The sequence below is a fragment of the Paenibacillus aceris genome (assembly GCF_017874035.1).
GTDB classification, from domain to species: Bacteria; Bacillota; Bacilli; order Paenibacillales; family NBRC-103111; genus Paenibacillus_E; species Paenibacillus_E aceris.
This window is the reverse complement of the sequence record NZ_JAGGKV010000013.1, coordinates 151819-178410: the sequence shown is the minus strand read 5'-3', so window position 1 is coordinate 178410 and position 26592 is coordinate 151819. Positions and strand designations below refer to the sequence as shown.

The following is a 26592-nucleotide window of genomic DNA, read 5'->3' as shown; positions in this document are numbered from 1 at the left end:
TTGAGAGGTTACTGAAGAATTATAGCCGCTACAGCTGCAAGGTCACTGATGTCGATCTTGTTGTCGCCGTTTACGTCCGCTTTCTTCACTTGCTGCCAATCCGGGCTGCTTGCGTCTTTTCCGTAATGGACGGCAACGATAGCCAAATCGCCGATCGTCACTTTCATATCGTTGTTCAAATCACCTGGTATTCCCGGGATCGGAGCTACGATCTGGATACTTAAACTAGAAAGCTCGGCATGCGCTTCCCCGCCCTGTGCATCACCCAGCACCGCGCTCGAAACGGCAACATGGCCAGTCGTACTCTGCAAGACGTCCTTCGCTTTAAAGCTCAACTCCACAATTTGCTTGTTCCCGGTGACCCCATGAGCATTGCCTTGACTGACGATAATTAGTCTGAGTTTACCTGGTGATTGCGTACTCGTCTCTAGAATTGAAACGCCGTCAAGTACCGATTTTGCGGATTCGAATTGCATCGAGTTCGCGTCGTATTCAATGGTTACGTCCTCAGCCAGTGCGGCTTGTATCACGTTCTTCAAGCCGAAGGTGACCTTGAATTGCGCTCCTGCCGCTACCGAGCTCTCGCCTGCAAGCTCTGCTTGGAGCACCTTCGGCGCAGCAGCTAGGTTGATTGTTACACTCGCAACATTGGATTCGGTTCTACCGTCACTTACACGGAACGTGAACGTATCTGTGCCAGTCGATCCCGTTGTAGGCGTATACGTAAACGCTCCTGTTGCCGGATCCGTAACTACAGCGTTACCTTTCGTGCCGTTCGTTACAATACTGTACGTCAATGCGTCCCCATCCGCATCGCTGGCGCTTAATAGGCCGGTTACAATTGCATCCTCAAGCCCGGCAAAATCCGCATCACTTGCTACCGGAGCACGGTTCTCTGGTTCAACGGGAGTTTGTTGCTCAATAATAAGTACGGGACGGTAATTCGCCGTGGCGTTCTCTTTGGATGCATATTCGACATTGCCTTCTTTTCCCTGATTTGTTGGTGACATAATGCGGATCGAGAACGTTTTGTCTGTCGCTAATGCATCGTAGACCGCGCTCGTCACGTCGAATTCAACCGGCGTTCCGACTGTAGGCGCCGTCCAATTCGCCAGCAGCGCTCCGAGGCCCGGCTGGTTGCTCCAAGTCATGCCCGTTTCCGACCAAGTATCGTCCGCTGCTGTATTCGCTTGTTGCGAGATGCCGCTCTGGCCGATATTAGTCGGCACAAGCCGCACCTTCGCCGATTTCATCAAGCCAGCAAAGGAGGAGACGTCAAACTTCAAGAAAGATCGTCTATTACGCTCGGTTACCTCATTTTTGACAGCGAGCACAGAATCCTCACCGTAATTCGTATTCGCAAATGAACCGTCACGCACATACGTATCCGCTGTTGGGGCGAACGAAACATAATCGGGGAGCGTGATCGACATTTCGCCGGACGAAGCGCTTTCCCCCAATGCGTTCACGGCCTTCACTGTGAAATAGTAGGTAGTCTTGTTCGTCAAACCCGTAACCGTGTAACGGTTGGCGCCTGCACCTACTGTAGGCACATCAACTGAATTCGCATAATTTCCTGCAGTTGTTCCGTAATAAATCCGGTAGCCGGTTGCTCCCATGTCCCCGTTCCATTTCAGCTTAACAGAGCCTTCGCCATCATTTGTTAATTCCGTTAACTGGGGTGCAGCAGGGGTAGTCGGTGAACCTATGTTCAACTTAGCCAGAAACGTTTTGCCGATCGAACCTGCCGTTTTTACTTCCAGTTTCGTCGTCGGCGCAAACTGTTTCACGGTTACGCCAGAATCCAGCGCAATGACACCGGATGTCGCCCGGTGAAGCTCGATCTCGATCGTTCCTGTATTCGCTTGTGTTGGATCGGCAATGCCGATTTGCAGCTCGGTTCCGTTTTCCGCTACAGTCACGGATGCTTTTTTGTTGCTGGTGAGGTAATCACTCCCGTCCACTTGGATCGTATCTACGGAATCCGTCCAAAAGTTCGCTCCTACGACATTCGCTCCAATATCCTTTACTGCCTGCGCAGTTCCTGAATTCTTTAGAATGGCAAAACCAGGATTCGCTGCATACGCTGCAGCCTCAGCCGCTGTTTTCCCTGGAAGGACAGCATATGCGTAGGAGGCTTGCGTCGGATCGATGCCATGGTTCAGCGCCAAGCTCGCATAATGAGCGGACATTGGTGTCGAACTTGTTCCTACATAAAGCTCGTTCCATGAACCGGTACGCGTTTCCCGTAGTCCGTTCACGGTTGCGCCTCCCGGGAACACATACGCGATATCGGATCCAGGTACGCTTCCCGCTAAATGCGCCCACTGAACACCTGTCATCGTTTCTGACCAGCCGGTTGTCGAAGGCTTCACCGTTCCGCCTACCGTTAACGTATTCGTGCCGTCTGCGTTCAGCTTGCGATTCTCGACGATCGTTTCCACCGTACGGCCGCCAGTGCTTGTAATTTCGGCTCCCAGCGCAATATACTTGTCGCCGAACAAGAACCAAGACTTTTTGCCGGACAACGGAGTCCCCGTATTCTTCGACATCGAGAACTGCATGCCAACTGACCCGTATAAACCGCCCACCGACGAGCCTCCTACCCAATTCGACGTGTTTAAAGCGCTGGCGGGTATTGGCTGGCTGACCGTGGACCCGTCCGTCGTCGTACCCGGCAAACGAAGCGAGTTCACTGTCGGCCAATATGCACCGTTAAACTGAGTTTGGTCCGAATTGTATAAGTAGGCGGCACCCGTTCCTTGCCACCAAGGCCGAGTATTTTCTGTTCCGAAGCTTTCGAATGAGGAGATGCGCGTCGAGAACATCCCTAACGCCAATCCGAAATTCTGACGCAATTGCAGCGCACGAGTCATCCCGGCAAACACATGCGTTTCTATCAAATCTGCAGCAGGAACAACAGTGGAATCGCCCAGCAATGCCTTGACTTTGACATTATTAAAAATGGACAGGCCATCCGTGTAGCTTGCGAATGTCGTATCCGAAGCAGCCTGGCCTTTGGCGATCCGCCGAATCGTTATGGCGTCCTGCGCATTCATACCTTCCGCCAGCAGCACAAGCGAGGCAATGACATTGCGGCCCGCTTGATGATCCTGCTCGAACTCCCGAGATATCGCCCGACCTCTGACCGTGTCCATCATCGCCCCTTTGTACAGAAACGGCTGATACGCTTCCGTCACCCATCGAGTAACGTTCTTCAGATTCGGGTCGGTGACGTTCCAGCTCGAATTGCCAATCAAATACAGCAGCTTTGCCATATCCATAATCAACACGGCGCCATAGCTTCCCGTATAAGCGTGCCTGCCGTGCTCAATGTACGATCCGTCCTCGTAGAAGCCGTCTCCGTCCTTCACATAGAGCAGAACATTGCTGATCGAGTCTCGGGCTTGAGCAAGTTTGGCGCTCGACTTGGTAGCAAGACCTCGCAGAGCGACGGCTAATGCTTTATCCATGAGGTTAGCACCGGTTTCCGGTGTCCCTAAATTCGTCCGAATGGTCGGATTCGGTACGAATTTGTCTATCGCCTTCACGTAGTTAGCGATTTGTGCATCGGACAATTGGTCGTAAACCAATACCATCAGATCGCCAAGGGCCTGTGGAGAGGCGATTTCCCAATGATACCAGTTATCGAATTCGCTTTTCTTTTCGTTGAATCTATTCGCGTACATCCAATCCATACCGCTTATAATATCAGTCGCCAAGCTCGTATTACCGTGTAAGGACGAACTGGTAGTCGCATACGCCAGCGCCATTGCCCTCAACCGTCCATATGTGTGAGACACTGTGCCGGCTTTGCTCCAATTGGACTCGTCGCTCCATAAAAAAGTTCGTCCCGTGCTTTTGTCCATCGATGACCAAGCGCTGTTCGCGTCCGAATCGATTTGTTTAATTTGTGCTGCAATTTCTGGATCTGACGAATTGATCTCTGAACCTCCTGTCAAGTACGTCTTCCATCTATTTCTTAGCGAGTCAAACTCATCGGCTGCGCTTGCCGTTTGCATCGGCCCCAACACTAGCATGAATGGAACCATCAGTAGACAGGCAATCATCGAATAAACGACAAATTTCTTAGATAGAAAGTTCATAACAATCTCCTTCACCAACGAATTTGAAAACGAGGTAATAAAGACACCTTAAAGAAAAACTCACCGCTGACTTAATCTGCTGCCAATCCGGACTGCTTGCATCTTTGCCGTAATTGGTGGCTACCATAGCCAGATCGCCGATACTTACTTTGCCGTCGCCATTCAGATCTCCCTGCATAGGGATAATTGCGAAGCGTTGAATGCTTGCAGAGCTGCATCCAAATCAGCTGCGGTTTGATCCACTTGCTGCTGGGTAGCATCTGCGGCATTAGCTACACCTTTGGCTTTGTCGATAGCTGCTTGCAATGTTGCTTTCGATCCTGCAGGATATTGACCGACTTGCGTACCCACCAACATTTTTTTGTTTTTCAGCTCACGCCTTGTTGTCTATAACCAACAGCCTGCGAACAATCCTGCATCCTCCTTTCTTGGCAATTGATCCCCAACCAGCCGAAATAAAGACCGATTCTACGGGGAACCCATGGGTTACCAATACTTATAAAAGGCAAGCACTCCAAGTCACTGCGAGGATCCGCAATCTTGAAGTAAGGGATCACAACTTTCATGGCTATGACAGATACAATTCACGCCAACCCAACAAGCGAAAGGTCCTTATGATAATTCTCTTCGATGTAAGCCTTTACAATTTGTGAAATGGAATTCGTTGACGTTTGCAGGTGATGTGCAGTATGCCTGAAAGATGGCGACCCAGGAAACCGGCTTATACAAGAATGGATACTCGTTATGCGTCATGGCGTTCAAAACGTGATTGACAACCCCCGACTGCTAAGAAAATATCGTGGCGAAAATGCCTCCCACGATTACCCACGAGAAAATCTGAAAATATTTCATTCCCGACCAAGGACTCCCGACCATTCACGACTACCTCCGCCCCCGCCACTCGATTCTTTCCGCATATCTTTCTACACGACTTTCCGTAAGCATGCTGCCCACCCCTTCGCTAGAATACTGGTACAACTTCACTATGCTGCTTTTCTGGCTTGCAAGCAATATAGCGTTTTCGCCGCATATAGAATAAGCGCCGTGGCTTCCGTCTGTGGGGAACCACGGCGCTATATAGAATTTTCCGCACATATAGAACGGAGTTACTGGCGTATCTGCAACCGGAATTGTGGAGCAAGATCATCGATTCATAAAAAAATCAAAAAACCGATGAACCAATGAATTCAACCGATGCAGCTCAGCTACGGTTATATAAAGAGGGATTAGCCCGCCTGAAAAAAGCATACAAAACACCAAGAACCACATTTAAATGTTTCACCCAGGAAACCTGTTCGGTTCTTTTGACAATGGATACGCCATCAGGACCGTTAATAAAAAGTTGATCGCTCCGCCGATTGCAATACTATGAAATCGGTATATCTCGCTGTCCCGCCAAATGCTCAAGCTTCGGACTTCAATTCCTCTCTGAAATCGTCAAGACGGATAACACGATTCTCCAATCGGGATCTCTCGGCAGCAAAAGCCATGAGATGACTTTCGACAGAAGTACTCGCTGATGTGAGCCCCGCTTCCTGTCCATTTTGGCGTACCAATCGCACGAAATCTTGCATGATACCTTCATCTCCCCCGCCATGCCCTTCAGGTGGTGCTTCAAGGCGGATGAGCTCCTTCTCTCTTGTCACAAAGCTCGTGACCTCGATTTCGTTCCTTTCCATATCCGCTCTGATTTGACCAAGGGAACCCATTAGCTTGAGCGATCTTCCACCTTCAAATGTAAAAGCACTCATCGTAAAAGCTACCGTCACTTCGTTGTCGAACTCGATATTGACAACCTGATGATCCACGACATCATTATCGCTGTGATACACGCATCTGCCGTATTGTCCTTCCTTTAATGCCTGAAGTACACCTTCATCGCTTGTATCGCTGCTAACAACCGTTCGCATAACTTTATTAACCCAATCATCACGATCAATGTATATTTTTGGCGCATAGTAAGGACATTCATTTTGCACGGGACAACCGTCCAAACATCTTTTAGGAGCGCCTTCTGGTGCGTTCTCCTTCTTGAAATGCGTTAATCCGCCAAAGGAAGAAACCTTTGTACAATTGGCATCAGCAAGCCATAATAAAATATCCATATCGTGACAGCTTTTTGCCAATATCATGGGGCTTGATTCTTTGGAATTTCTCCAATTGCCTCTGACAAAACTATGGGCATAATGGGCGTACTCCACATTTTCCGTATGCTGGATCGAAACCAATCTGCCGATCCGGCCTTGCTGCAGCAGCTTTTTTATTGCTTTAAAGAAATCAGTAAATCTTAACACATGGCAAATCGAAAATACCCGCTGATACTTCTCAGCAAGTTCCCCCATAATGACACATTCCAACGGATCGTGAGACATCGGCTTTTCAAGCAGAACGTGATATCCTTTCTTAAGCGCTCTGCTGGCTGGTTCAAAGTGCATCTGGTCCTGCGTGCAAACAAGCATAGCATCAGCTAACTTCGGCATTGCCAATAACTGTTCCCAACTTTCGTAGCACTGCTCTTCCGGAATGTTGTGATCAATCTGGAATTGCTTTCTTCGAATGGGGTCCGCATCAGCAACAGCGACAAATTGTATTTGTTCCGGATATTTAATCGCATAGGTTGCATAAGCTCCTGCGCCTCTTTGTCCGGCTCCTACCAGGACTGCGGTAATTTTCTGCATGATAATCCTCCTAAAATTGACTGTTATTTCATCAAGTACATCGTATAAGTGCTGTTAGGCTCCAAGATGATGGTTTGATATTCCAACATGCTATTTGCATGCAAGGGTTTCAATAACTCTTCATCGTCTTCAACAAGCACTTTAACCTTTGCCGTAAATTTCGTTGTATTTGATAAGCGAACCCTAAGTTGAACGGCATTGTCCACGACAATCTCTGCATCAATATGATCAATTGCGCAAACAATTCCCTTATTTTTTTGAATATAAATACCTGGCACTTCAAAATAAGTAAGCATATTGGTTACTTCACACCAGCAAGAACCGCCTAGAACTCCGCCAACATTCGCTTTACCTTCCCAATCGCTTGTATTGACACGTTCCCCCATCCAGCCGGGTGGCGAATAATTGCTGCTTGGGTCCGAATCCCAGGAGATTCTTAAAGGACGATCTTCTCTGGATACATATTGCGGAATATTATGTGCGATTTCACGTAACAGTTCCAAATAAAATTCGTTCGATGTTGCCCGATAAAGTTTTAACAAAGAAAGTCCCGATAAGGTACAAATACCAGGCGCGGCATGCTTGTTTTGCACACTTGCCCACACGGATCCTGCTGAACGCAATTCAAGTTTGCTGAACTCAGAGGTAAGCGGGTATTCAAAGTCATAGGAGACACACCAAGTTGCACAAAGCTTGGCAGTATCTTCAGCCATCGTCAGCCATTTCCTCAGACCCGTTTCTTCATACAGAACAACATAAGATTCCAGTAAGGCAAAGGCCGATTCACTGTCCGGACATTGACAAATCTCCCCAGGCCCTCCGGTTGTAACACCATCTTTAACAAAGTCAACATAATATAATTGTGCCAGGTGGCTCGCGACTCCCATATATAATGTTTCATTGAAGTATTTCGCTGACAAGACTAGTCCAGCTGGGGCAATGCCTGCGGAGGCGCTTCCGCCAACGATAATCTTCTCTTTATGAACATCAACAAATTGTCCCAGCTGCCCGTTATTTTCCCATAACCTGACGAAAGCATCGCAGGCCTTTTTTAATCCTTCCTTCCAATGAGCCGGTATAGCCACCTTTAATTGTTCAAGAAGCATGAATTGCTTGACGATGAAGTAAATCGCATCCGCATTTTTCCTCATCAGTACACAACTTATATCTTCTTGGTCTTTGAAATTATCGCCGTACAATTTCCCTTTGCAGTGTATCCCATAGAAAAAACCGGAAGCTGCTTGAACTTTTGAGAATAAGAAGTCCAATGTCTTGAACGACCTTTCTTTCGAAAGCTCGTTACCGATCGCAAACATCGGGTACGTATTGATTGCGCCTCCAACCCACCCTGTCTGCCATTCACCAAAAACCTCATGCGTCGAAGTCGATGACCGATAAAACTCATCTGCTTGCTGCCAGTTATCCCGATTATATTTCTCCTCCAAGATATCCCATGACGCAGAAAAAGGTATCTCATGACGCAATTGTACTTGACCGGTCAAATCCTTGCGGATTTTCGCAAAATAGTCAAACAGCTCCGGAATACTATTACAATCAAAGAAATACAGCCGGAACTTCAAGGTCACCTCATCGTTTTCATTGAAATCAAATCCAACATCATCTGATGTCTCTTTCGCATTGCACATGCTGTACTTATAACGTCTCACAGCAGGAGCGGAGAGTGTGATGACCGCTTGCGTTCGTAATTCATTTTCTCTCACTGTAATTCCAGAATCGCCGAGCGATGTCCCTTGCTTAGTGAGCATGAAGAAACCTTTGTTCTGCTTACGCTTGAAGCATCCAACAGCCGGGGTAGCCAAATCGCCAGTTCTCAATTCAATGACAGATATGCCGTCTTCATGATTTAACCTTGGAACATCCGTAATCGTGATGGGAATATGAGAGCCAATCTCATCCTCTCGAGTCAGCATCGGAGGATACTCTTGTTCGCTGACTTTATAGCGATTCCCATTATATGCAGCTGCTGGCATGAGCACATAGTTCTCTTTAGACCAGTGGCCCAGCACCATACTAACCGATACATTGGCTTGATTGACTGCGCCTTTTACCACCTTGAATGATACTTCGTAATCTACGGCGTCCTCGTTATTGTCAACATTCAAACACGTATACCTGATTTTCCATAAGGAATCTTGAAACTCTATCTTCATCTCATCGCGAGCCTCGTCTAACATGCTTTTGACAGAGTCCCTTGCTTGTGAGCCTTCATAGGTAGTCAGCTTTATTTCTAAACTGCAATCATTATTTTTCATAATTGGAGTACTACTAGTTCTCACCATTTACACCTCGGCTCTATTGGACAAGAATCTCTCATTTTAGCCCGTATTATGTGTAATCGTCCCGTTTTCTCACTAAACGAATAAACTCTGACGATTGCCAGGCACCCGGTTTCACGGGAGACCGAGATTCTATTTGAAAATTAGCCTAACTCAGCAAAGTCTTGAAATGTGACGACCGGGTCGCGTGTACCGTGCAGTTCAAAAATGATTATTTCGTTTTCTCCTTCTCGCAGAAGAGGACCTGGAACGTATAGCGTTTTTTGCGGACCAATGTCCCAATAACGTCCAAGATTATAACCATTGATGTAAGCGACCCCTTTCGTCCAACCTTCCAACTTCAAGAATGTATCGCCAGTCTCGTCAACATTGAACACGCCTTTATAAAACGTAGGTGTGTAGGAATTATCTGCTTGCCGTTCTCCGAAATTGAGTTTGGACAAATCATCGAGAGGAAGCGTATGAATCGTCCAATCGTACAAAAACATCCGTTCGAAACGAACCCCTTCCGTAATCCCTTTCGGATCTTTCAAGCCATACCCATAATTAATCCGGCCCATATTTTCCACTAAAATGCTTAAAGTCGCACCTTCAGGAGGAATTTCAGCCAGAATATCATTCTCTTTAATTTCCACTGTCTGATCATGCGTATTTCTTTCAACAACACCCTGATAAACCCCATCGATGAAAATAAGCGCACGGTCATGCACATGTTGGAGTACAATTTTGTTTTTTGCTCTAGGACCTGATATTTGTGTCGTATACAAAATGAAACCGTAGTCCTGATCCAGTTGCTCCATCGATACCGGATATTTACTTTTGATCGGAGAGGATAGCAGATTAAGTGAATCGAATAACCGCGATTGTTCTGTTAGGCGGATATTGCCGTAATGCTTCTTTCGAATGGGAGAGGGCATCTCTATATCCGGAATATCCACATACTTGGAAATCAATTCGCGAACAGCGATATATTTATCCGTAATGTCTCCGGATTCATTCAACAAAGCGTGATAATCATAACTTGTTGCAGTCGGTTCATATTTCCCCAAAAAATTGGCGCCATTATAGAAGCCAAAGTTTGTCCCTCCATGGAACATATAGAAATTAACGGATGCGTCCAATTTCAGCATTCGGTCCAATACGTCCACCACATCGTCATATTCCCTCTCATGGTGTTCATCTCCCCAATGATCAAACCAACCGTTCCAATATTCCATGCAGAAAAGGGGCTTATCCAACTGATATTCCTGCAATTTGGCAAATGCTTCTTCAGGTCGAGATCCGAAGTTGACAGTCGCCAAAACGTCTGGGATGAGCGTACCTCCTTGAATATTGGAGTCGTCATAACCGTCAGAGGTGAACAGAAGCACATTCATATCGCGCTGTATCATAGCTTCTTTTAGATAGATCAGGTATTCTTTGTCGTTCCCGTAGCTTCCGTATTCATTCTCAATCTGCATAGCAATAACAGGACCGCCATTCGTACATAAATATGGCTTAAGCCTTGGCAATAACTCGTCGAAATAAGCGTCTATTTTAGATAAATATGGCTGATAGTAACAACGCAACTGCATGGAGGGGTCCTTTAGAAGCCAAGCAGGCAGCCCGCCAAATTCCCACTCCGCGCAAATATACGGACTCGGCCTAACAATGACGTGCAGACCCAAGTCTCCAGCTAACTGAATAAAGTGCTCAATATCTGCAATGCCTTGAAAGTTAAACTGCCCTTCTTTCGGTTCGTGCACATTCCAAGCAACATAGGTTTCAACCGCATTAAAGCCGCAAGCTTTTAATTTCAACAGCCTGTCCTTCCAATATTCAGGCACAATACGGAAGTAATGCATGGCTCCCGACAGGATTCGAATCGGTTCGCCGTTATACATAAACTGATTGCCTTTAATCGTGAACGTTGCCATCCTTACATCTCCTAAAATTACATTTCTTCTCCCATGATCACTTCTTACTTTCAACCATGAAATAAACATACTTTAAATAGATCCGATTATTGTAATTATCACTGTGAAAATAAGAACATTACTGTAACCTATCAGACAAGTACAGCATTGTCCTTATCTGCTTTTCGACAATCTCTCCTCCCTAGAACGAAAAAAAACATGATGTTTGAATTCTTTCCTTAAATGCATCTTCACCTTACTAGATAATAAAATCTATGAAAACAGAAAAAAACATATCTTCCTTCGACAATTTGCAATTGTGAGTCTCTAAAAAATAAAGATTTCATCAAAATTGTATGTTCTTGAACAATGACATGCTGATTGACATACATGATTAACATTTCGGCAGAAAAATAAGCACTATGCTGTACTTATTGAAAAATACAGCATAGTGCTTACTATACTTTGAATGAACTAGTTCAGTTCAAGCTGTCCAAGACCGTTTTCAGTTGAGAGTTAAGGTTCAATGCATTCAGAATGATCGCGAGAGCCTCCGAACGAGTGGCATTACCTTGTGGATCAAACATCCCATCATTTTTACCGCTGATGATGCCTGCTTTCGCTGCATCTTTAATTGGGTTAACGGCAAAAGAGCTTGCAGCTTCGATATCCTTAAAGTTGCCTTTCGAATCATCTTTATCCACATTGCTGAAATTAACAATACGGGACAAAATGATAACCATTTCTTCGCGGTTGATCGTTTGATCCGGCTTGAAGGTTCCGTCTTCATAACCGGCAATTACTCCTGCGCTAGCAAGTTTCTCAATAGCCTGTTTAGCCCAGTGACTGTCAATATCATTCAATATAATCGAATGATTCGATCCGCCGCCAATACCGAATACCCGTGATATGATCATTGCAAACTCGGCACGCGTGATCTGGCCATCCGGTTGGAATTTTCCATCCCCATACCCGTCTATAACGCGCAGTTTCACGAACGTACCGATGGTCTTTTCAGCCCAATGTCCTGTAATGTCAGCCATTTCAACCTTCACATTAGAATTCTTGGCTTCCTCTACCTTGGACTCGATAGCTTGAACCAGCTCTACTATATGAACAATGTCACTATTGAATACATCCTCTCTAGACTTCGGAGGTTTAGGTGTACCGTTATTTCCATTTCCATTATTTCCGTTTCCGTTATTTCCAGACTTTTTTATCTGTATCTCGTTAGAAGCTCCATTAACCTGCAGTTCATTCCCCTGTTTATTGGCAATGACAACATGATCGATCGAAACTGTCGTACTAGTCGCCTGATTGACAGATTTGGCTGTGAATTTGAAGGAAAGCATATCACTTTGTATAGCTGCGTAAGCACCCACGCTTGCAGCCACGATCCGAATTTGTCCCTGCGTTGTCTCCTTAGTATCGATGACTTGAAATCCATCTTTCAGAGACGTCGCCGATTCGAACTGCAATTTCAGAGGATCATAATTTAGCTTCAAATCTAGCGCATAAACCGACTGGTATTCACTTGGCTTAACGTTGTTAAGTCCTATCTTCAACTCGAATGGCTGACCTGCTGTCACTATGTGCGTACCACTCAGTGTGGCTGCTGAAGGAGTCAAATTATTGCCTGAGGATTTATTGCTATCGGAGATAGAAAGTGAAATGTCAGGACCAGAGCTTGCCTGTGTATCGAGCGGAGGAAGCATTGTCAAAAAAAACAATAGACTGAATATGTGAGATTTTTTAAACATTGAATAAATTCGTCCTTTCATAAAATGTACTCTGAGAAATGGCTATTCCGTTACGTGACGGCAATCATGACAACACAATGAATGATTTAGACCTCCTCTCATCTTCACCTTACTAAATCCAAGAAACCCTGAACACAGAAAAAAACACAACTTACTTTGACAAATTACGTTATGATTCTCTAAAAAATATAGATTTCATCAAAATTGTGTGTTTTTTCGACAATGACTAGCTGATTGGCAATTCGCCAATTATAGTTTCAACAGATAAAAATAAGCACTATACTGTACTTATCTGACAAATACAGCATAGCGCTTACTATTTTTATCATCCTGAAAACGCTACTTTAATTGAAAGTTGGTATTATTGCAAAATCGCTTTGGCTACAATTGCAAGGTCTTCAATGTCAATCTTGCCGTCTTTATTGACATCCGCAATTGCATTCCAGCCAGCCTGACCTGATTGCTTGCCATATGCCCCTGCGACGATGGCCAGGTCACCGATCGTAACGCCGCCTTGTCCATTGACATTAGCGGAAATGCGCTTGGAATCAAACACTTGAACGGCTGTTTCCATTGCCACCTTCGCACTATCCACCTGTTGTTGTGTAGCATTTGAATTGTTTGCAACCGCATTTGCAGCATCGATTGCCAACTGCAATTGCGCTTTGGATCCATTTACATACAGTCCGTCCCCGTTGCCTTCCACAGCTGCATTGTACTTAGCCTGAGCGCTTGCAATCGAGGAGTTCAAGAGCGACTTATCTACGGCTACGCTAATTTGCAGCTCGCTTGAGGATCCGCCTACTTGCAGTTCATTCCCTTCTCCATTTGCAATAATGACATTCCCTACAGAAATTGTTGTAGAGGTTGCCTGAGTTGCAGATTTCGCCGTAAATTTGAAAGTCAACAATTCACCTTGGGCAGAAACTCCTTGGTTTCCGGACACGCTGGCAACCACAATCCGGATATGCCCCGGTACTGCCTCCTTGGTATCGATGATTTGAAATCCGTCTTTAAGTGATGTAACAGAATCGAACTGCAATTTCGACGGATCGTAGTTAAGAACCAAATCTTGTGCATACGCTTGCTGGTATACACTTTGCGTAACACCTGTCAATCCCATCGACAGATTGAAGGTTTGGCCTGCATTCACCTGCTGGGCGCCTGTTAATGTAGACTGAGGCATTGCTTGAGCTGCAACAGTTACACTGACGCTTGTTGTCAACGCTACATTGTTCGGATTAGCCACACCTGCAGGCAGAGTAACCGTTCCATTTACAGTGAAGGTCTGCTCTTTCGATTTGGAAGGATCATAATTAGCAGCATCTACATTCCATGCTACATTGGCATTTACATTCCCTGTGCTGGTAACCAAGGAAACCGTTCCCGGCAATCCAAGCCCCGCCGCTGTCTTGGCTGATCCGTTCGCCACTCCTGTTATCGCAGTCGGTGTGCTAACACTGATTACGGTTGGTGTCTGTTCAATCGTTCCCAACTCAAACCAGTTGAAGTTCCAACCACCTTTACTAACTTGCAGCCTCACGGTCTGTGTGCCAGCAGCCAATGTTACGGTATCGGAGACAGTTGTCCAGATCTGCCAACCTCCAGTTCCAGGGAATGAAGTGGTTCTCTTATTAACTCCATTGACAACAAATTGGACCTGACCTGTATTACTGCCATTTACAGCTACTCTATATTTGACGGAATAAGTTCCGTCAGCAGGTACGTTTACTTTATACTCCATCCAATCCCCGGCATCAATATACCCTACATTTTGGCCGCCCTCAGAGCTTGATTCCGTCTGAATTCCGTTCATAGCTACGTAGTTTTCTGCTTCAAATTTACCCAATGTTTGTGCTGGGGTGTCAGCACTCACAGGAGCACTCCATAACGTTATCCCTGTGGCATCCTTTGCCCGCACCCTGTAGTTATGATTTGATGAACCATTTAATCCCGTATGCGTATACGGACTAGTTACGTTATTGATAATTCCACCATCAACCTCAAGGTCATAGCCCGTTGCGCCAGGCACAGCATTCCAGACCACATTAATCTGGGAACCGCTTGCTGCAGTGGCTGTAAGTCCCGTAGGTACTGTCAAAGAAGCTGCTTCTTTAAATACCTGAAATTCTGATAAACCGTTATTTCCTGTACTGCCTGTCACCTGGAATCTGACCCATGTAACCTGCTTGTCTGCAAACGATACTTCCTTTACCTTACCATCATTCGGTATTCCTGTGACTGTAACCGAGCTGCCGTCACTAAATGTCAGTGTGCCTCCCTGTGACCAGTCGGATGTATTCGGACGGTCATACAGGAGTATTTTGTTGATCGTTTGACTGCTGCTCCAATCAAGCTGTATCCAGGGATTGGCTTCACCGTTCGATGCCCATTCCCCGGAACCCCAAACTCCTATGATGTCATCTGCCACGTTTTGTGGGTCATATCGATGGTCATTTACAGGAGAGGAGGAGGCTGTAATTGTCGCACGTTGTGCCAGATTCTCTGGAGGTATCGGCAGCGTGGATGGCGGCGATGACGCTGTGCCACCATAGATATATAGCTGATCGTAATAGCTTACTCCCAAGCCGTCATCCGCCCCCAACTCAACACGATTGAAATTGGCTGTTGAACTCAAGGTTTGTACGAGTTTGCCATCCATATATAACTTTACGTCTGTGCCGCTGGTATAATCCCATTTCAATTCATGCCAGCCGTACGTGCGAGGAACCGAAGTTACAATCTCTGATGAGCCGTCCAACATAACGTAATAATCATTGCTCAATTTAGTATCCAGGCCCAAACCTACTGCATGAACACCATTATCAACCCTTGCCAGCGACTTGACTGTCGTTGGAATACTCACGCCTGAGCTGTAAGAGGCTTGATTTCCGCTTTGTCTGTCAAATAAATTTACAGTAACTACTTTATTGAGCGTACGATCAAAATCCCTGTACAAGACAGGCTTTAAGCCCGTATCAGCGCTACCGCTATCGATTTTCAAGGCCTTCTTTCCGTTTAAAATCCCCTCCGACATCCATTCGGTTGTAATACGAGGTTTTACTCCTCTATACACCCATTTGGATAAATCCAAACCGTTTTCAAAATCATCTTTGAAATACATATCGCCAGGCTCCTGGAATGTATTTCTTATAGGCTTATAGACACTCGGAAAATCAGTCCCGACACCGATGTTGGCATAATCCATCAAAGAATCGTTAAAACTATCAAGTTGATTTGTATGTGTACCAAAATCAATATTAGTGTTTGTAAATTTGATTTTATCTCCGTTGTGAGATGTCGTTTCTACTTCGGCATTAAAATGCTGTGGGTTAACGATTTTCAGATTGCTTATTTCAAACCCTGAAGCGCCCATATCAAGGTTCATTCCGTTAGGGGCTATATCTCTCATGCTTGGATTGGCCCCTACACGGTCAATGAGCATCTGATTGATGTAGTTAGGCTTGTAATTGGTCGAGCCCCTGTACAGATAGCATGCGAAAAATGCGCCATCATCACCGCCATCCTGCTGACTGTCGTGCAAGTAAATATATTCGAAAGTGTTATGATGCGAATACATATCCTTCATAATATTGAAATTTGCATCACCGTTTGGATATGGCGTGCCACCGTTCCGACTATAACCGGCTGTTATGAAAATGCCTCTTCTTGGTGTGTTATAAATTTCCAAATGTGAGAAAGTATTATAACCGGAGTTGTTGATTGTGACACCAGACGTTTGGCCAACCAATTGGCCTATATCATGGATAATCGTATTGGTTACTTTATTATTGCTGTTATAGCCATCCCCGTTAGCATCTCCACCCACGCCCGGATAGCCGCCTTCGAGGTTAATCCCGCCATGACCGGTATATTCAATAAGGGAATTATTAATATCCGTGTACTGGTTAGCAAGATAGAGTTCGATACCGAACATCCCTGCATTTTTTATATGCGTTTTAGTGATTGTAATATTATTCGTATTCGTTAAGGTGATGACGCCAACCTGAAACTCCACTCTTTCGCTCTGTTCGCTGTAGGAAGGTTGTGTGCTTCCCGCAGCTTCGGGAGGGTAATATCCCAAGCCAACTCCTGCGTCGCCCCAGTTCCATCCATAGCTGTAATAGTCAGGGAAGTTGGTATCTTTAAACTCCAAACCGCTGAATGTAATATGCGATACCATGCTTGTACGGGAAGCACCCTTGATATCAATGATTTTCTCAACAGCAGGTATCACGATATCTTGATCGCTGATGTTCCCTGAACCTGCTAATGGATAGTAATACAGATAGCCCGTCTTTTTGTTGAAATAGTATTCACCCGGCTGATCCAAAAATCCAAGATTCCCCTGCAAAAAGTATCTTGCATCACTGCCGGTTTGATACTTCGGGCGATAAGCCGCTCGATTGTTCGGATCGGTTTTGTAAGTAAGTGTACGTGTGGATGTATTTATGCTTGCGATTGGAATGGTATCCGTCATCCAATCCCAATAACCTCCGTCCCACATATATACCTGAGCGTCCAAATCGCCTCGACTCTGTGCATTTACTAGACCTGTCAGTGATTCGGAATCAATATCGCCTGATTTATAGATCAGCGTACTGATTCCGCCGCCAGCCGATCTCATGTAGGCAGTTGAGGAAGCAGGAAATCTTGGATCAACCTCCAGGTTTTTCGTTCGTGCCATTGTTGCCCTTGTATCGTTAACATATAAGGTATTGAAGTTCATATTTGTACCTACAAAAGTCTTGTAAACGTTCCCAACCGCATTAACAGGGAGATCTGCATCGGTTCCTGAAGGCGTCACAGGACTCCATGTCGAAGTTACTTTATTGCCCCCAATGAACTTCGCGGTTCCCAAACCGTCTTTATTGGTATAGATGATGTTGTGCCCATTCGTGCCTGAATCTCTTTCATCGAAAGAAATCGGTTGGTTGACATAGTAATTACCCGCAGAAATATTTACGACGATATCGCCTGTCATATTACTATTAATCAAGCGTACTGCATCCCGGGCTGCTTGCAGCGTAGCAAACGGGTGGTCAGACGAGCCGTCATTTGTGTCGCTGCCTGACGGTGAAACATAGTACTTCGTTTGTATATTGTTTGATATCGAATTGGATGTGCTTTCCGACGCTTCGGCACCTATGCCTGAATTTAACATTGCGGATAGTGATATACATACCGCCATTACAATGCTTAATCTTTTTTTATACATTTATAATCTCCTCTCAGGAAGCTGTATGTTTCGAGTAGCGGATTGCCATTCGTTTTGGTAAACAATTTCAGACAATTAGGATGAAAGGGGAGAGAATGAATTCTATCCCCTTCCTGCTTCTCAACCGCAAAATGATATTATTGCAAAATTGCTTTAGCCACAATTGCAAGATCTTCAATGCCAACCTTGCCGTCTTTATTGACATCTGCATTCACATTCCAGCCAGCCTGACCTGATTGCTTGCCGTATGCAGCTGCGACGATAGCCAAGTCTCCAATTGTAACACCATCTTGTCCATTGACATTTGCGGAAATTCGTTTGGAATCAAACACTTGGACGGCTGATTCCAATACAGTCTTCGCACTATCCACCTGTGGCTGTGTAGCAATCGAATCGTTTGCGACCGCTTTTGCCGCATCGATTGCCAACTGCAATTGCGCTTTGGAACCAGTCGCGTACTGACCGTCCTCGTTGCCCTCAACTGCTGCATTGTACTTGGCTTGAGCGCTGCTGATCGATGCATTCAGCAGCGACTTATCGACAGGCGTACTAGGTACGCTGATTTGCATCTCGCGGTTTGCTCCACCTATCTGCAGTTCATTCCCTTCTCCATTGGCAATAATGACATTCCCTACAGAAACTGTTGTAGATGTTGCCTGAGTTGCAGATTTTGCCGTAAATTTGAAGGTCAACAATTCACCTTGAGCAGAGGCTCCTTGGTTCCCGGACACGCTGGCAACCACAATCCGGATATGCCCCGGTACTGCCTCCTTGGTATCAATGACTTGAAATCCGTCTTTCAGTGATGTAACAGAATCGAACTGCAATTTCGACGGATCGTAGTTAAGAACCAAATCTTGTGCATACACTTGCTGGTAGACGCTTTCCGTAACGCCCGTAAGACCCATCGTCAGATTGAAGGTTTGACCAGCATTCACCTGCTGGGCGCCTGTTAATGTAGACTGTGGAATTGCTTGCGCCATCAGATTCAGCTCGAATTTATTGAAGTTCCAGCCACCATTAACGACTTGAAGCCTTACCGTATGCGCACCTTGACTCAAGGAAACGGTGTCGGATACTGTCGCCCAATTCTGCCATCCCCCGGTTGACGGCAACGATGTAATTTTTTGCGAAACGCCGTCTACAAGGAAGTTGACACTGCCTGTTTTACCCGAGTTGACGGATACCCTGTAATTTACCTTATAGGTTCCAGTGCTTGGCACAATGATCGAGTAGTCCATCCAGTCTCCCGGATCAATATATCCTACATTCTTTCCACCCTCAGAACTGTTCTCTGTCTGAATGCCAGACATATTCACATAATCTTCCGCTTCAATTGTGGCAGGTATTTCAACGGCGCCTTTAACAGTAACGCTGACGCTTGTTGTCAATGGTACGTTATTCGGGTTTTGGAATCCATAAGGCAGTGTTACTGTTCCTGTTACCGTGAAGGTCTGCTGAGCATTCTTCGACGGATCGTAGGAGGAAGCTTCTACATTCCATGCCACACTGGCATCTGCGTCAGCACTATCGGTAACCAATTTCACCGTATTCGGCAATCCGAGAGCTTCGGCAGTCTTGGCCACTCCAGCCCCTAACGTGATCGCAGCCGGAGCTTTAATGCCGTACATCGTGTAATGATCCTTCGTCCATACCGAAACCTCATTCAAATCGATGCCGGTTCCCTGGGCTCCGTCCTCAAACAACAATCTCAGGTATCTTCCCGCTGTAAACAAAGCATAGGTTTGAGCTCTGGGCTCAGCTCGGCCATACGTATCATTCTTTGGAAGATTTGTCACTTTCGAACCTACCGTCGTCCAGTTCGAACCGTCATCGCTTACCTGAAACGTGATGCTCTTCGGCATATTGATATAACTGCTTTGTAGGAAAGAGGTAAGCTCGGTATACTTCATGGCGCTGTTGAAATTGATATCTACAGTAGAAATATTTTGTTTCGTCTGCAAGTCAACTTGCCACCAGCTCCCTGGCGCGGCACTGTCGGCGCTCCACTTTGAGCTGTTTGAACCGTCATTCGCTTTTTCCGGCGTGTTGCCTGCGCTAGAACCACTTGCAGTTGTTGGTTTGTTTAAGCTTACGATTGGAAATTCTAAATCCTGAACAGCTGGCGCTGCGGATCCTCCATACACATAAAGCTGGTCAAAATATGCCTCTCCGCCCTTCGCTTCCCAGTCACCCATACCAATGTAGTTAAAGGAGGTTTTTGGAAGAGTAGCGACTAAAGTACCGTCAATATACATTTTCACATCAGTTAAAGATGTATAATCAAATTTGAAATTGTGCCATCCGTAGGATCGCTTAACATTTGTTTTTACGACATTCGTTCCATCTTTGTACACGAAGTAATCCTTTGACACGTCTCCATTTGCGCCTAATGCCACGATATCGCTGCCATTGTCAACCCTTACAAAAGCATTTGGCGTGATATCATAGGAGCCCCCGCCTTCGCCTGCATCACTACCAGCATAGTCCTGTCTTTTATCAAAGTATTGTACTTCAACCATTTTATTTAAATCATTATTAAACTTTCTGCTCACTACCACGCCGGTGCTCTTGTTTTTATTTCCATTGGTAGCCAGTGAATATTTTCCATTCAAGGCTCCTTCAGACATATAAACCTGATCGATATTAGGTTGTCCCTTTTCAACACTCCATTTTGTTAAATCCAATTTACCGCTTTCGAAATCGTCTTGGAAATACATATCGTTTGTATTTGGTTTGGATACCACTTTGTGATATCTTTCAAATGGGAAATCTGATGTTAATCCAATCTTGTCATACTCCATCTTTGAATCATCAAATAAATTTAAAATATTATCATTTTTGTAATTATTATTTAAGTTATCCATGTGAAACTTATCCTTGGTCACCGTTTCTTCAATTCTCATGGTTTTACTTTGCGGATTAGTAACTTTAATATTTGAAAGGTGTGTGCCGCTTCCACCCATTGTCAAATCCATTCCGTGTACGGTATTTTTATCATGCATAGACGGGTTAGCACCTACACCATCTACGATTACCTGATCAAGATAGTTATATTTACCCTCCCCAACATCATAATAAGTAGCCCCATTTTCCGTCTTAACATTCGGGTCACTTCCATGCCTTTTTAAGATCTCTTCCCCCCGTAGAAGGTAAACCCAGAATATGGCGCTATCCTCTCCTCCATCTTGCTGCATATCATGTATATTTATATAACTATATCTGTTATTAACCGTATACATATCCCTCAGTTCATCATAGTTTGAATCTAGAGAGTTTCTGCGAATACCAGCGGAGTTCATAATGGCTCTTCTTGGTGAATTATAAATTTCAAGATGCGAAATATTACTGTTTCCAGTATCCATCCATGTAATACCTGATGCATGCCCTACATTTTGACCAATATCGTGAATGGCAACGTTTGTAATCGTATGGAAATTATTATATTTGCCAACGCCTGGATATCCGCCATCTGAGGTAATTCCTCCATATCCGACAAATCCTATATCGCAGTTTTTAATGGTGTTGTGATCATTATCACGATACATGGCAATTCCGAATAATCCAATATTACGGATCTTCGTATTCTCAATTGTGATATTGTTCGTATTGATCATCGTTACAGCGCCGACCTTGTATTCAACTCTGTCGGTCTGCTCACTATACGCCGGTAGTGTACTGCCTGCGGATTCAGGAGGCACTTTCCCAATCCCGCCTCCGGCATCCGTCTCATTCCAGCCGGATGTAAAGTAATTTGTGTATTCCGTGTCTTTCAAAGTCAAACCGTCAATTCTAATATTATGCGTCTGCTTGAGAGGATCAGGTGCAAGCTTGTAATCCGCGTAGGAGCCAGTCCCTTTTTCGTCTCCCTTGAAGTATAAAATCTTTTGCATCGTCGGCGCTACTACAGTCCATTGATCTACACTTCCGTCTTCTGTCTTAGGATAATAGTAGAGATCGCCAGTTTGCTTGTTATAGAAATATTCTCCGGGAACATCCATGAACGCTATATTTCCCTGTAAATAATATCTTGAACCACCACCGATAGGATACTTAGGTCTGTACAATTCAGGTTTCTGGGGGTCTTGCGGGAACGTAAGCTTTCTTGTGCTAGTATCTATTGATTTAATAGGTATGGTATCTGTAAACCAATCCCATGCTGGGCCGTCCCACGTATATACCTGTGCAATCTCGGTGGCCCCAGCCTGCTGCGCCTTCACCATGCCATCGATTGCCCTTTGATCAAGGTCTCCGCTTCTATAGCTAATATCACGCATTCCGCCGCCATCAGCATTCATGTATGTTCCTGCTGAAGCTGGAAATCTCGGGTCATATTCCTTGTTTTGAGTTCGAGCCATGATAGCTTTATTATCGTTAACGTATAAGGCATTAAAATTAAACTTTGTTGGATCCAGTTTCACTTTATACACTTTATCCTTAATTGAATCGAGCAAACCCGCTGCTACATCATCATCCGTACTTTTCTGCCAGCCAGTAATCTTGGAACCCCCGATCAGATTAGCCTTACCAATCCCATCGGCGCTTCTGTATACAACATTATATCCATTGGTACCCGAGTCCCCCGCATTAAATTCAAGAGGTTCATTCAGGTAGTAGTCACCTTGGCCTACGTTTACAACAATGTCACTTGTCATTTTTTGTTCAGGCAATGCTTGTATGATCTCTTTGACCTTGGCTTTTGCTTTCGCAACTGTTGCAAATGGTTTGGCCTGCGTGCCGTCGCCGCTTGCATCGCTTCCTATTGTTGCGACATAAATTTGTAGTTGATCAGATCCTATAGCACTCTGTACTCCGGTTTCCGCACTTGCAAATCCTGTAAAGGATGATGCCAGCATCCCGCTTACTAACATTACACTTAAACACTTCTGTTTTAAATGTACTCTCATCGACTGCCTCCTCTATTTTCTTTAACAATTTGTACTACGTCTCTTTCCTTGGAATTTAGCTTTCTCCCCCCCCTCTCTCAGAGTCAAAAAGTATCCCGAAAATTTTGAAATTTCTCGTTGTAAGTGTTTTCATAAAGTCTTATTGATCGAGCAGCCCCTCTCCAGATCCTGGAGTAGGTCCGCTCGTACAATTAAATTATTTTTTTATCGTTTTCCAAGCATCGATTTGCTTTTGCTCCTCGGCGATAATTTTGTCGCTGCCAGCCTTTTTCAATTTCTCGATAAATTCCGGCAGTACTTTATCAGGATCCGAAGAACCGGTTTCAAGCATTGCTACATATTGAGCAGTCACGGTCCCAATTTGGGCAATTTCAGTTTTAACCGGCGTAGGATCGAAGCTGAAACCTAACAAAGGTGACGGAGTCGAACTCTCATTCATTTTTTTCGTCGCTTCCCAAATTCCCGGGTCGCTGCCTTTTTGTACATAACCGCTTAATACGTTTCCAACTTCCCACTCAAATCCAGGCGCGTAACCGCTGTCTTTAATGGGTTCAATCGTATTTTCACTCACTTTTTTGTAGTGCTTACCCTCAATTCCATAGGCTAACAGGTTATAAATTTGCTTATCTTTAAATAACAAGTCCAATAACATAACCGCACGCTCCGGATGTTTGGACGTTTTGCTAATGCCCGTCATGGTGGCAATAATCGAGCTTGTCAACAAATAAGGTTTTGTAAGTCTAACACTGTAGACTTCTTTTCCACCTTGTGAACTATCAAGCTCTACATCGCCATTAGGTCCTGCAGGTCCAATGTTACCTGCATTCATGCTAGCCGTTTTGCCCGCTTTTCTGTCTGCTTGCACGTCCTTGAGCGTCGCAGCGTCTTTTCTGACATAGCTCTTTTGATACCAATCTCTCATTAAAGAAACGTAATTTTTATATTCCTCCGATTCGAACTGGTTGACTACCTTTAGGGAATTGTCCGATAATTTGATCGTACCTGGAACATTACGACCAGCAATTTCATCAAATCCATAATAAACAAGATTTTTTCCGAAGGTGCCATCATTAGCATTTTCATATGGAACCATGTCAGAGTTATTTTGTTTTACTTGAGCCAGGAATGGTGCAAGATCGTCCAGTTTTTTAATCGTGTTTGGTTTAATACCATACTTATCTGCCAAGTCTTTTTGTATCTTTAGCCCATTTGTCATCGTCCAGCCTTGGTAATTAGGTATCGCATAAATCTTGCCATTCACCTTCGTGGCATCCCACCCCATTTTCGGGAGCGTTTGCATAATTGTTGGTGCATATTTAGCTAATAGATCATCAAGCGGAATAAATACACCCTTATTCACATTCTGATAATAGTTGTTCGCCCAGTTAGCCGTGAATGCAAGATCATAATTTTCTCCTGCTGCGTTCACGACTTGCATCTTTTGATCATAGGATCCCCAATCAATCATCTTAAGGTGCAACGTTACATTGAGCTTGTCTTTCAGAATCTTGTTCAATTCCGTTTCCACCGAACCGATATCGGATTGCGGCGTCCCGTCAAGATACCAGGTTAACTCCACGGGATCTAAACTTGCGCCTGTTTTGGCCGAGTCCTGCGGAGAGGCTGTCGATTGAGTGGTTTCGCTGACCTCTCCTTTACTTCCACACCCGGTTAATCCTAAAGTAAGCACAAGACTTGCCACAAGTACGGAACAAACGGTTTTTGTTACCTTCAACTGTTTCATGATACTCCCCCCTTAAATTTGTAAAAGTTCATTTATCGTAACGGCATAAGCCGGTACAACCATCAGAATAAATCGACTTTTAACCTTTCACAGCGCCTACCGTTAGTCCTTTAACAAAATACTTCTGAATAAACGGGAAAACAATGAGAATAGGTCCTGCAGCCAGGACAGCGATCGCCATCCGCGCCGTTTCATTCGGAAATTTGCTTATATCAACGGTGATGTTACCCGGCTTAATATTGTTCGACAAATACTGAATATTGTTCATGATTCTGTAAAGCATATATTGAATTGGAATCAATTTCTCATTATCAATATAAAGCATGGCGAGCCACCAATCATTCCAATAAATAAATGCAATGAATAAACCTACTGTAGCTAAAGCCGGAGTGGCAATTGGAAGGACAATTTGATAAAAGATTCTCCACTCTTTAGCACCATCCATCTTGGCTGACTCTATGAGTGCCAGAGGGATTTCGGATAAAAACCCCTTCATTAAGAGCACGTGCCAAGGGATTATCACATAAGGCAAAATCAAGGCGAGTAATGTATTATCTATGTGCAAATATTTTTTTATCAAAATATACCAGGGGACGAGCCCTCCATTAAATAATAGAGTGAAAAAAATAATAAATGATAACGCATTTGAGCCAAAAAAATCTTTGCGAGACATTACATAAGCTAACATGGCTGTAAGCAGCAGGCTAAGCGCCGTTCCAACCACAGTTACCGTAATTGACACGGAATAACCGGTGATCAGTTGCTTTGGATTTTGCAGCAAGTAGTTGTATGCAAATGTGGTTATTGTTTTTGGAATGAGCCTATACCCTTTAGTGGCGATATCCGACTCTTTGGATAACGAAATTGAAACAACATACCAAAGAGGAATCATGCAAAAGAGAGAAAAGATAATAAACCAGAGATGAATTACCCCTTTTGCCAAAGCCGTATTTTTCAGTAACCCCATAATTTCACTCCCCTCTTTCTAAAAAATAGCGTTTTCTTTGTTGACCTTCCGGACAATGAAGTTCACCGTAATGACAAGTACAAAACCGACTAACGATTGATACAGTCCAATGGCCGTTGCCATGCCGATATCCCCCGACACCCGCAAAGCTCGATACACATAAGTATCTATAACATCTGTTGTTGCATATAACGCGCCAGAGTCGGCAGTCAGGAAGTAAAACATTCCGAAATCGGAGTAAAATATTTTTCCTACCTGTAGAAGAGTGATAAGAATGATTAATGGCATTGTCAGGGGGAGAGATATGTTACGAACCTGCTGCCATTTTGAGGCTCCATCAATTGCAGCAGCTTCATAGTAGCTTTTGTCGATCCCCATCAGTCCCGTATAAAAGATGAGCGTGGAGTATCCTACATTTTTCCATAAATAAGCGAGACTTAATATAATGGGCCAGTATTTAGCTTCCATATACCAATTGATGTCAGTGAATCCAAACTGCCTAAGAACGTTATTGATCACGCCCAATTGCGGATTAAGCAAGGCATAGGTAACATAACTAACAACAACCCAGGATAGAAAGTAAGGAAAAAACAATGTAGTTTGATACAACTTAACAGCCTTACGGCTTAATTCAAAGAGCATCAGTGCAAACGAGATTGATACTACGTTGGTTATAAAAATGAAGCCCAAATTTAATAGAATGGTGTTGCGTGTCACTTGCAGAGCTGCGTCCGATGTGAAAAAGAATTTGAAATTATTTAATCCCACCCAATCGCTGCCCCAAATGCCTTTGCCGAAATTGAAATCCTTGAAGGCAAGGACTAAGCCAAACATAGGCAAATATTGAAATACAATAACGAATAATAAACCTGGTACCGCCAAACCAATTAATCCTTTGTGACGTTTGATCTCTCTCCATACCGTATTTTTTCCCAATCTATTTTTGTTTACATGGATTTCACTATTGAGAATTCCAACTCGATCACTCATGACTTTAACCTCCTTTATGTTTGTAATTTT

11 protein-coding genes are annotated in these 26592 nt (G+C 44.5%); all 11 read right to left on the bottom strand.

The features are described 5' to 3' along the window. Positions 1-8 precede the first annotated feature (8 nt). Positions 9-4106: a polysaccharide lyase family 8 super-sandwich domain-containing protein gene (locus J2Z65_RS22375; RefSeq protein WP_167058525.1), complete on the bottom strand. Its 4098-nt coding sequence runs from the start codon at positions 4104-4106 to the stop codon at positions 9-11. A gap of 162 nt (positions 4107-4268) precedes the next feature. Beyond that, positions 4269-4463, bottom strand: a complete 195-nt coding sequence (locus J2Z65_RS22370) for an FIVAR domain-containing protein (protein ID WP_167058523.1) — start codon at positions 4461-4463, stop codon at positions 4269-4271. A gap of 1046 nt (positions 4464-5509) precedes the next feature. Next, the gene (locus tag J2Z65_RS22365; RefSeq protein ID WP_167058520.1) at positions 5510-6784 is read right to left on the bottom strand and encodes a Gfo/Idh/MocA family protein; all 1275 of its coding nucleotides are present in this window, start codon (positions 6782-6784) and stop codon (positions 5510-5512) included. A gap of 23 nt (positions 6785-6807) precedes the next feature. Next, positions 6808-9057 (bottom strand): hypothetical protein, encoded by a 2250-nt coding sequence (locus J2Z65_RS22360; protein ID WP_167058517.1) that lies wholly within the window; start codon positions 9055-9057, stop codon positions 6808-6810. A gap of 167 nt (positions 9058-9224) precedes the next feature. Beyond that, the gene (locus J2Z65_RS22355) at positions 9225-10997 is read right to left on the bottom strand and encodes a glycoside hydrolase family 35 protein (RefSeq protein WP_167058514.1); all 1773 of its coding nucleotides are present in this window, start codon (positions 10995-10997) and stop codon (positions 9225-9227) included. A gap of 458 nt (positions 10998-11455) precedes the next feature. Next, positions 11456-12736: an S-layer homology domain-containing protein gene (locus J2Z65_RS22350; protein WP_240159704.1), complete on the bottom strand. Its 1281-nt coding sequence runs from the start codon at positions 12734-12736 to the stop codon at positions 11456-11458. A 361-nt stretch (positions 12737-13097) separates the two neighbouring features. Beyond that, positions 13098-17954 (bottom strand): DUF7402 domain-containing protein, encoded by a 4857-nt coding sequence (locus J2Z65_RS22345; RefSeq protein WP_167058508.1) that lies wholly within the window; start codon positions 17952-17954, stop codon positions 13098-13100. Positions 17955-18091: 137 nt separating this feature from the next. Continuing rightward, positions 18092-22861 carry a carbohydrate-binding protein gene (locus tag J2Z65_RS22340; protein ID WP_167058505.1) on the bottom strand — a complete coding sequence of 1590 codons (4770 nt, stop codon included), beginning with the start codon at positions 22859-22861 and terminating at the stop codon, positions 18092-18094. A gap of 196 nt (positions 22862-23057) precedes the next feature. Further along, positions 23058-24605: an ABC transporter substrate-binding protein gene (locus tag J2Z65_RS22335; protein ID WP_167058502.1), complete on the bottom strand. Its 1548-nt coding sequence runs from the start codon at positions 24603-24605 to the stop codon at positions 23058-23060. A 79-nt stretch (positions 24606-24684) separates the two neighbouring features. Next, positions 24685-25572 (bottom strand): carbohydrate ABC transporter permease, encoded by an 888-nt coding sequence (locus J2Z65_RS22330; protein WP_167058499.1) that lies wholly within the window; start codon positions 25570-25572, stop codon positions 24685-24687. A gap of 18 nt (positions 25573-25590) precedes the next feature. Then, positions 25591-26562 carry an ABC transporter permease gene (locus J2Z65_RS22325; protein WP_167058496.1) on the bottom strand — a complete coding sequence of 324 codons (972 nt, stop codon included), beginning with the start codon at positions 26560-26562 and terminating at the stop codon, positions 25591-25593. Positions 26563-26592 lie beyond the last annotated feature (30 nt).

Coding starts and splice junctions, on each gene's coding strand:
- J2Z65_RS22335 (WP_167058502.1), bottom strand. CDS start 24,605: ATGAAACAGTTGAAGGTAACAAAAACCGTTTGTTCCGTACTTGTGGCA.
- J2Z65_RS22345 (WP_167058508.1), bottom strand. CDS start 17,954: ATGTATAAAAAAAGATTAAGCATTGTAATGGCGGTATGTATATCACTA.
- J2Z65_RS22365 (WP_167058520.1), bottom strand. CDS start 6,784: ATGCAGAAAATTACCGCAGTCCTGGTAGGAGCCGGACAAAGAGGCGCA.
- J2Z65_RS22350 (WP_240159704.1), bottom strand. CDS start 12,736: ATGTTTAAAAAATCTCACATATTCAGTCTATTGTTTTTTTTGACAATG.
- J2Z65_RS22325 (WP_167058496.1), bottom strand. CDS start 26,562: ATGAGTGATCGAGTTGGAATTCTCAATAGTGAAATCCATGTAAACAAA.
- J2Z65_RS22355 (WP_167058514.1), bottom strand. CDS start 10,997: ATGGCAACGTTCACGATTAAAGGCAATCAGTTTATGTATAACGGCGAA.
- J2Z65_RS22360 (WP_167058517.1), bottom strand. CDS start 9,057: ATGAAAAATAATGATTGCAGTTTAGAAATAAAGCTGACTACCTATGAA.
- J2Z65_RS22330 (WP_167058499.1), bottom strand. CDS start 25,572: ATGGGGTTACTGAAAAATACGGCTTTGGCAAAAGGGGTAATTCATCTC.
- J2Z65_RS22370 (WP_167058523.1), bottom strand. CDS start 4,463: ATGTTGGTGGGTACGCAAGTCGGTCAATATCCTGCAGGATCGAAAGCA.
- J2Z65_RS22340 (WP_167058505.1), bottom strand. CDS start 22,861: ATGAGAGTACATTTAAAACAGAAGTGTTTAAGTGTAATGTTAGTAAGC.
- J2Z65_RS22375 (WP_167058525.1), bottom strand. CDS start 4,106: ATGAACTTTCTATCTAAGAAATTTGTCGTTTATTCGATGATTGCCTGT.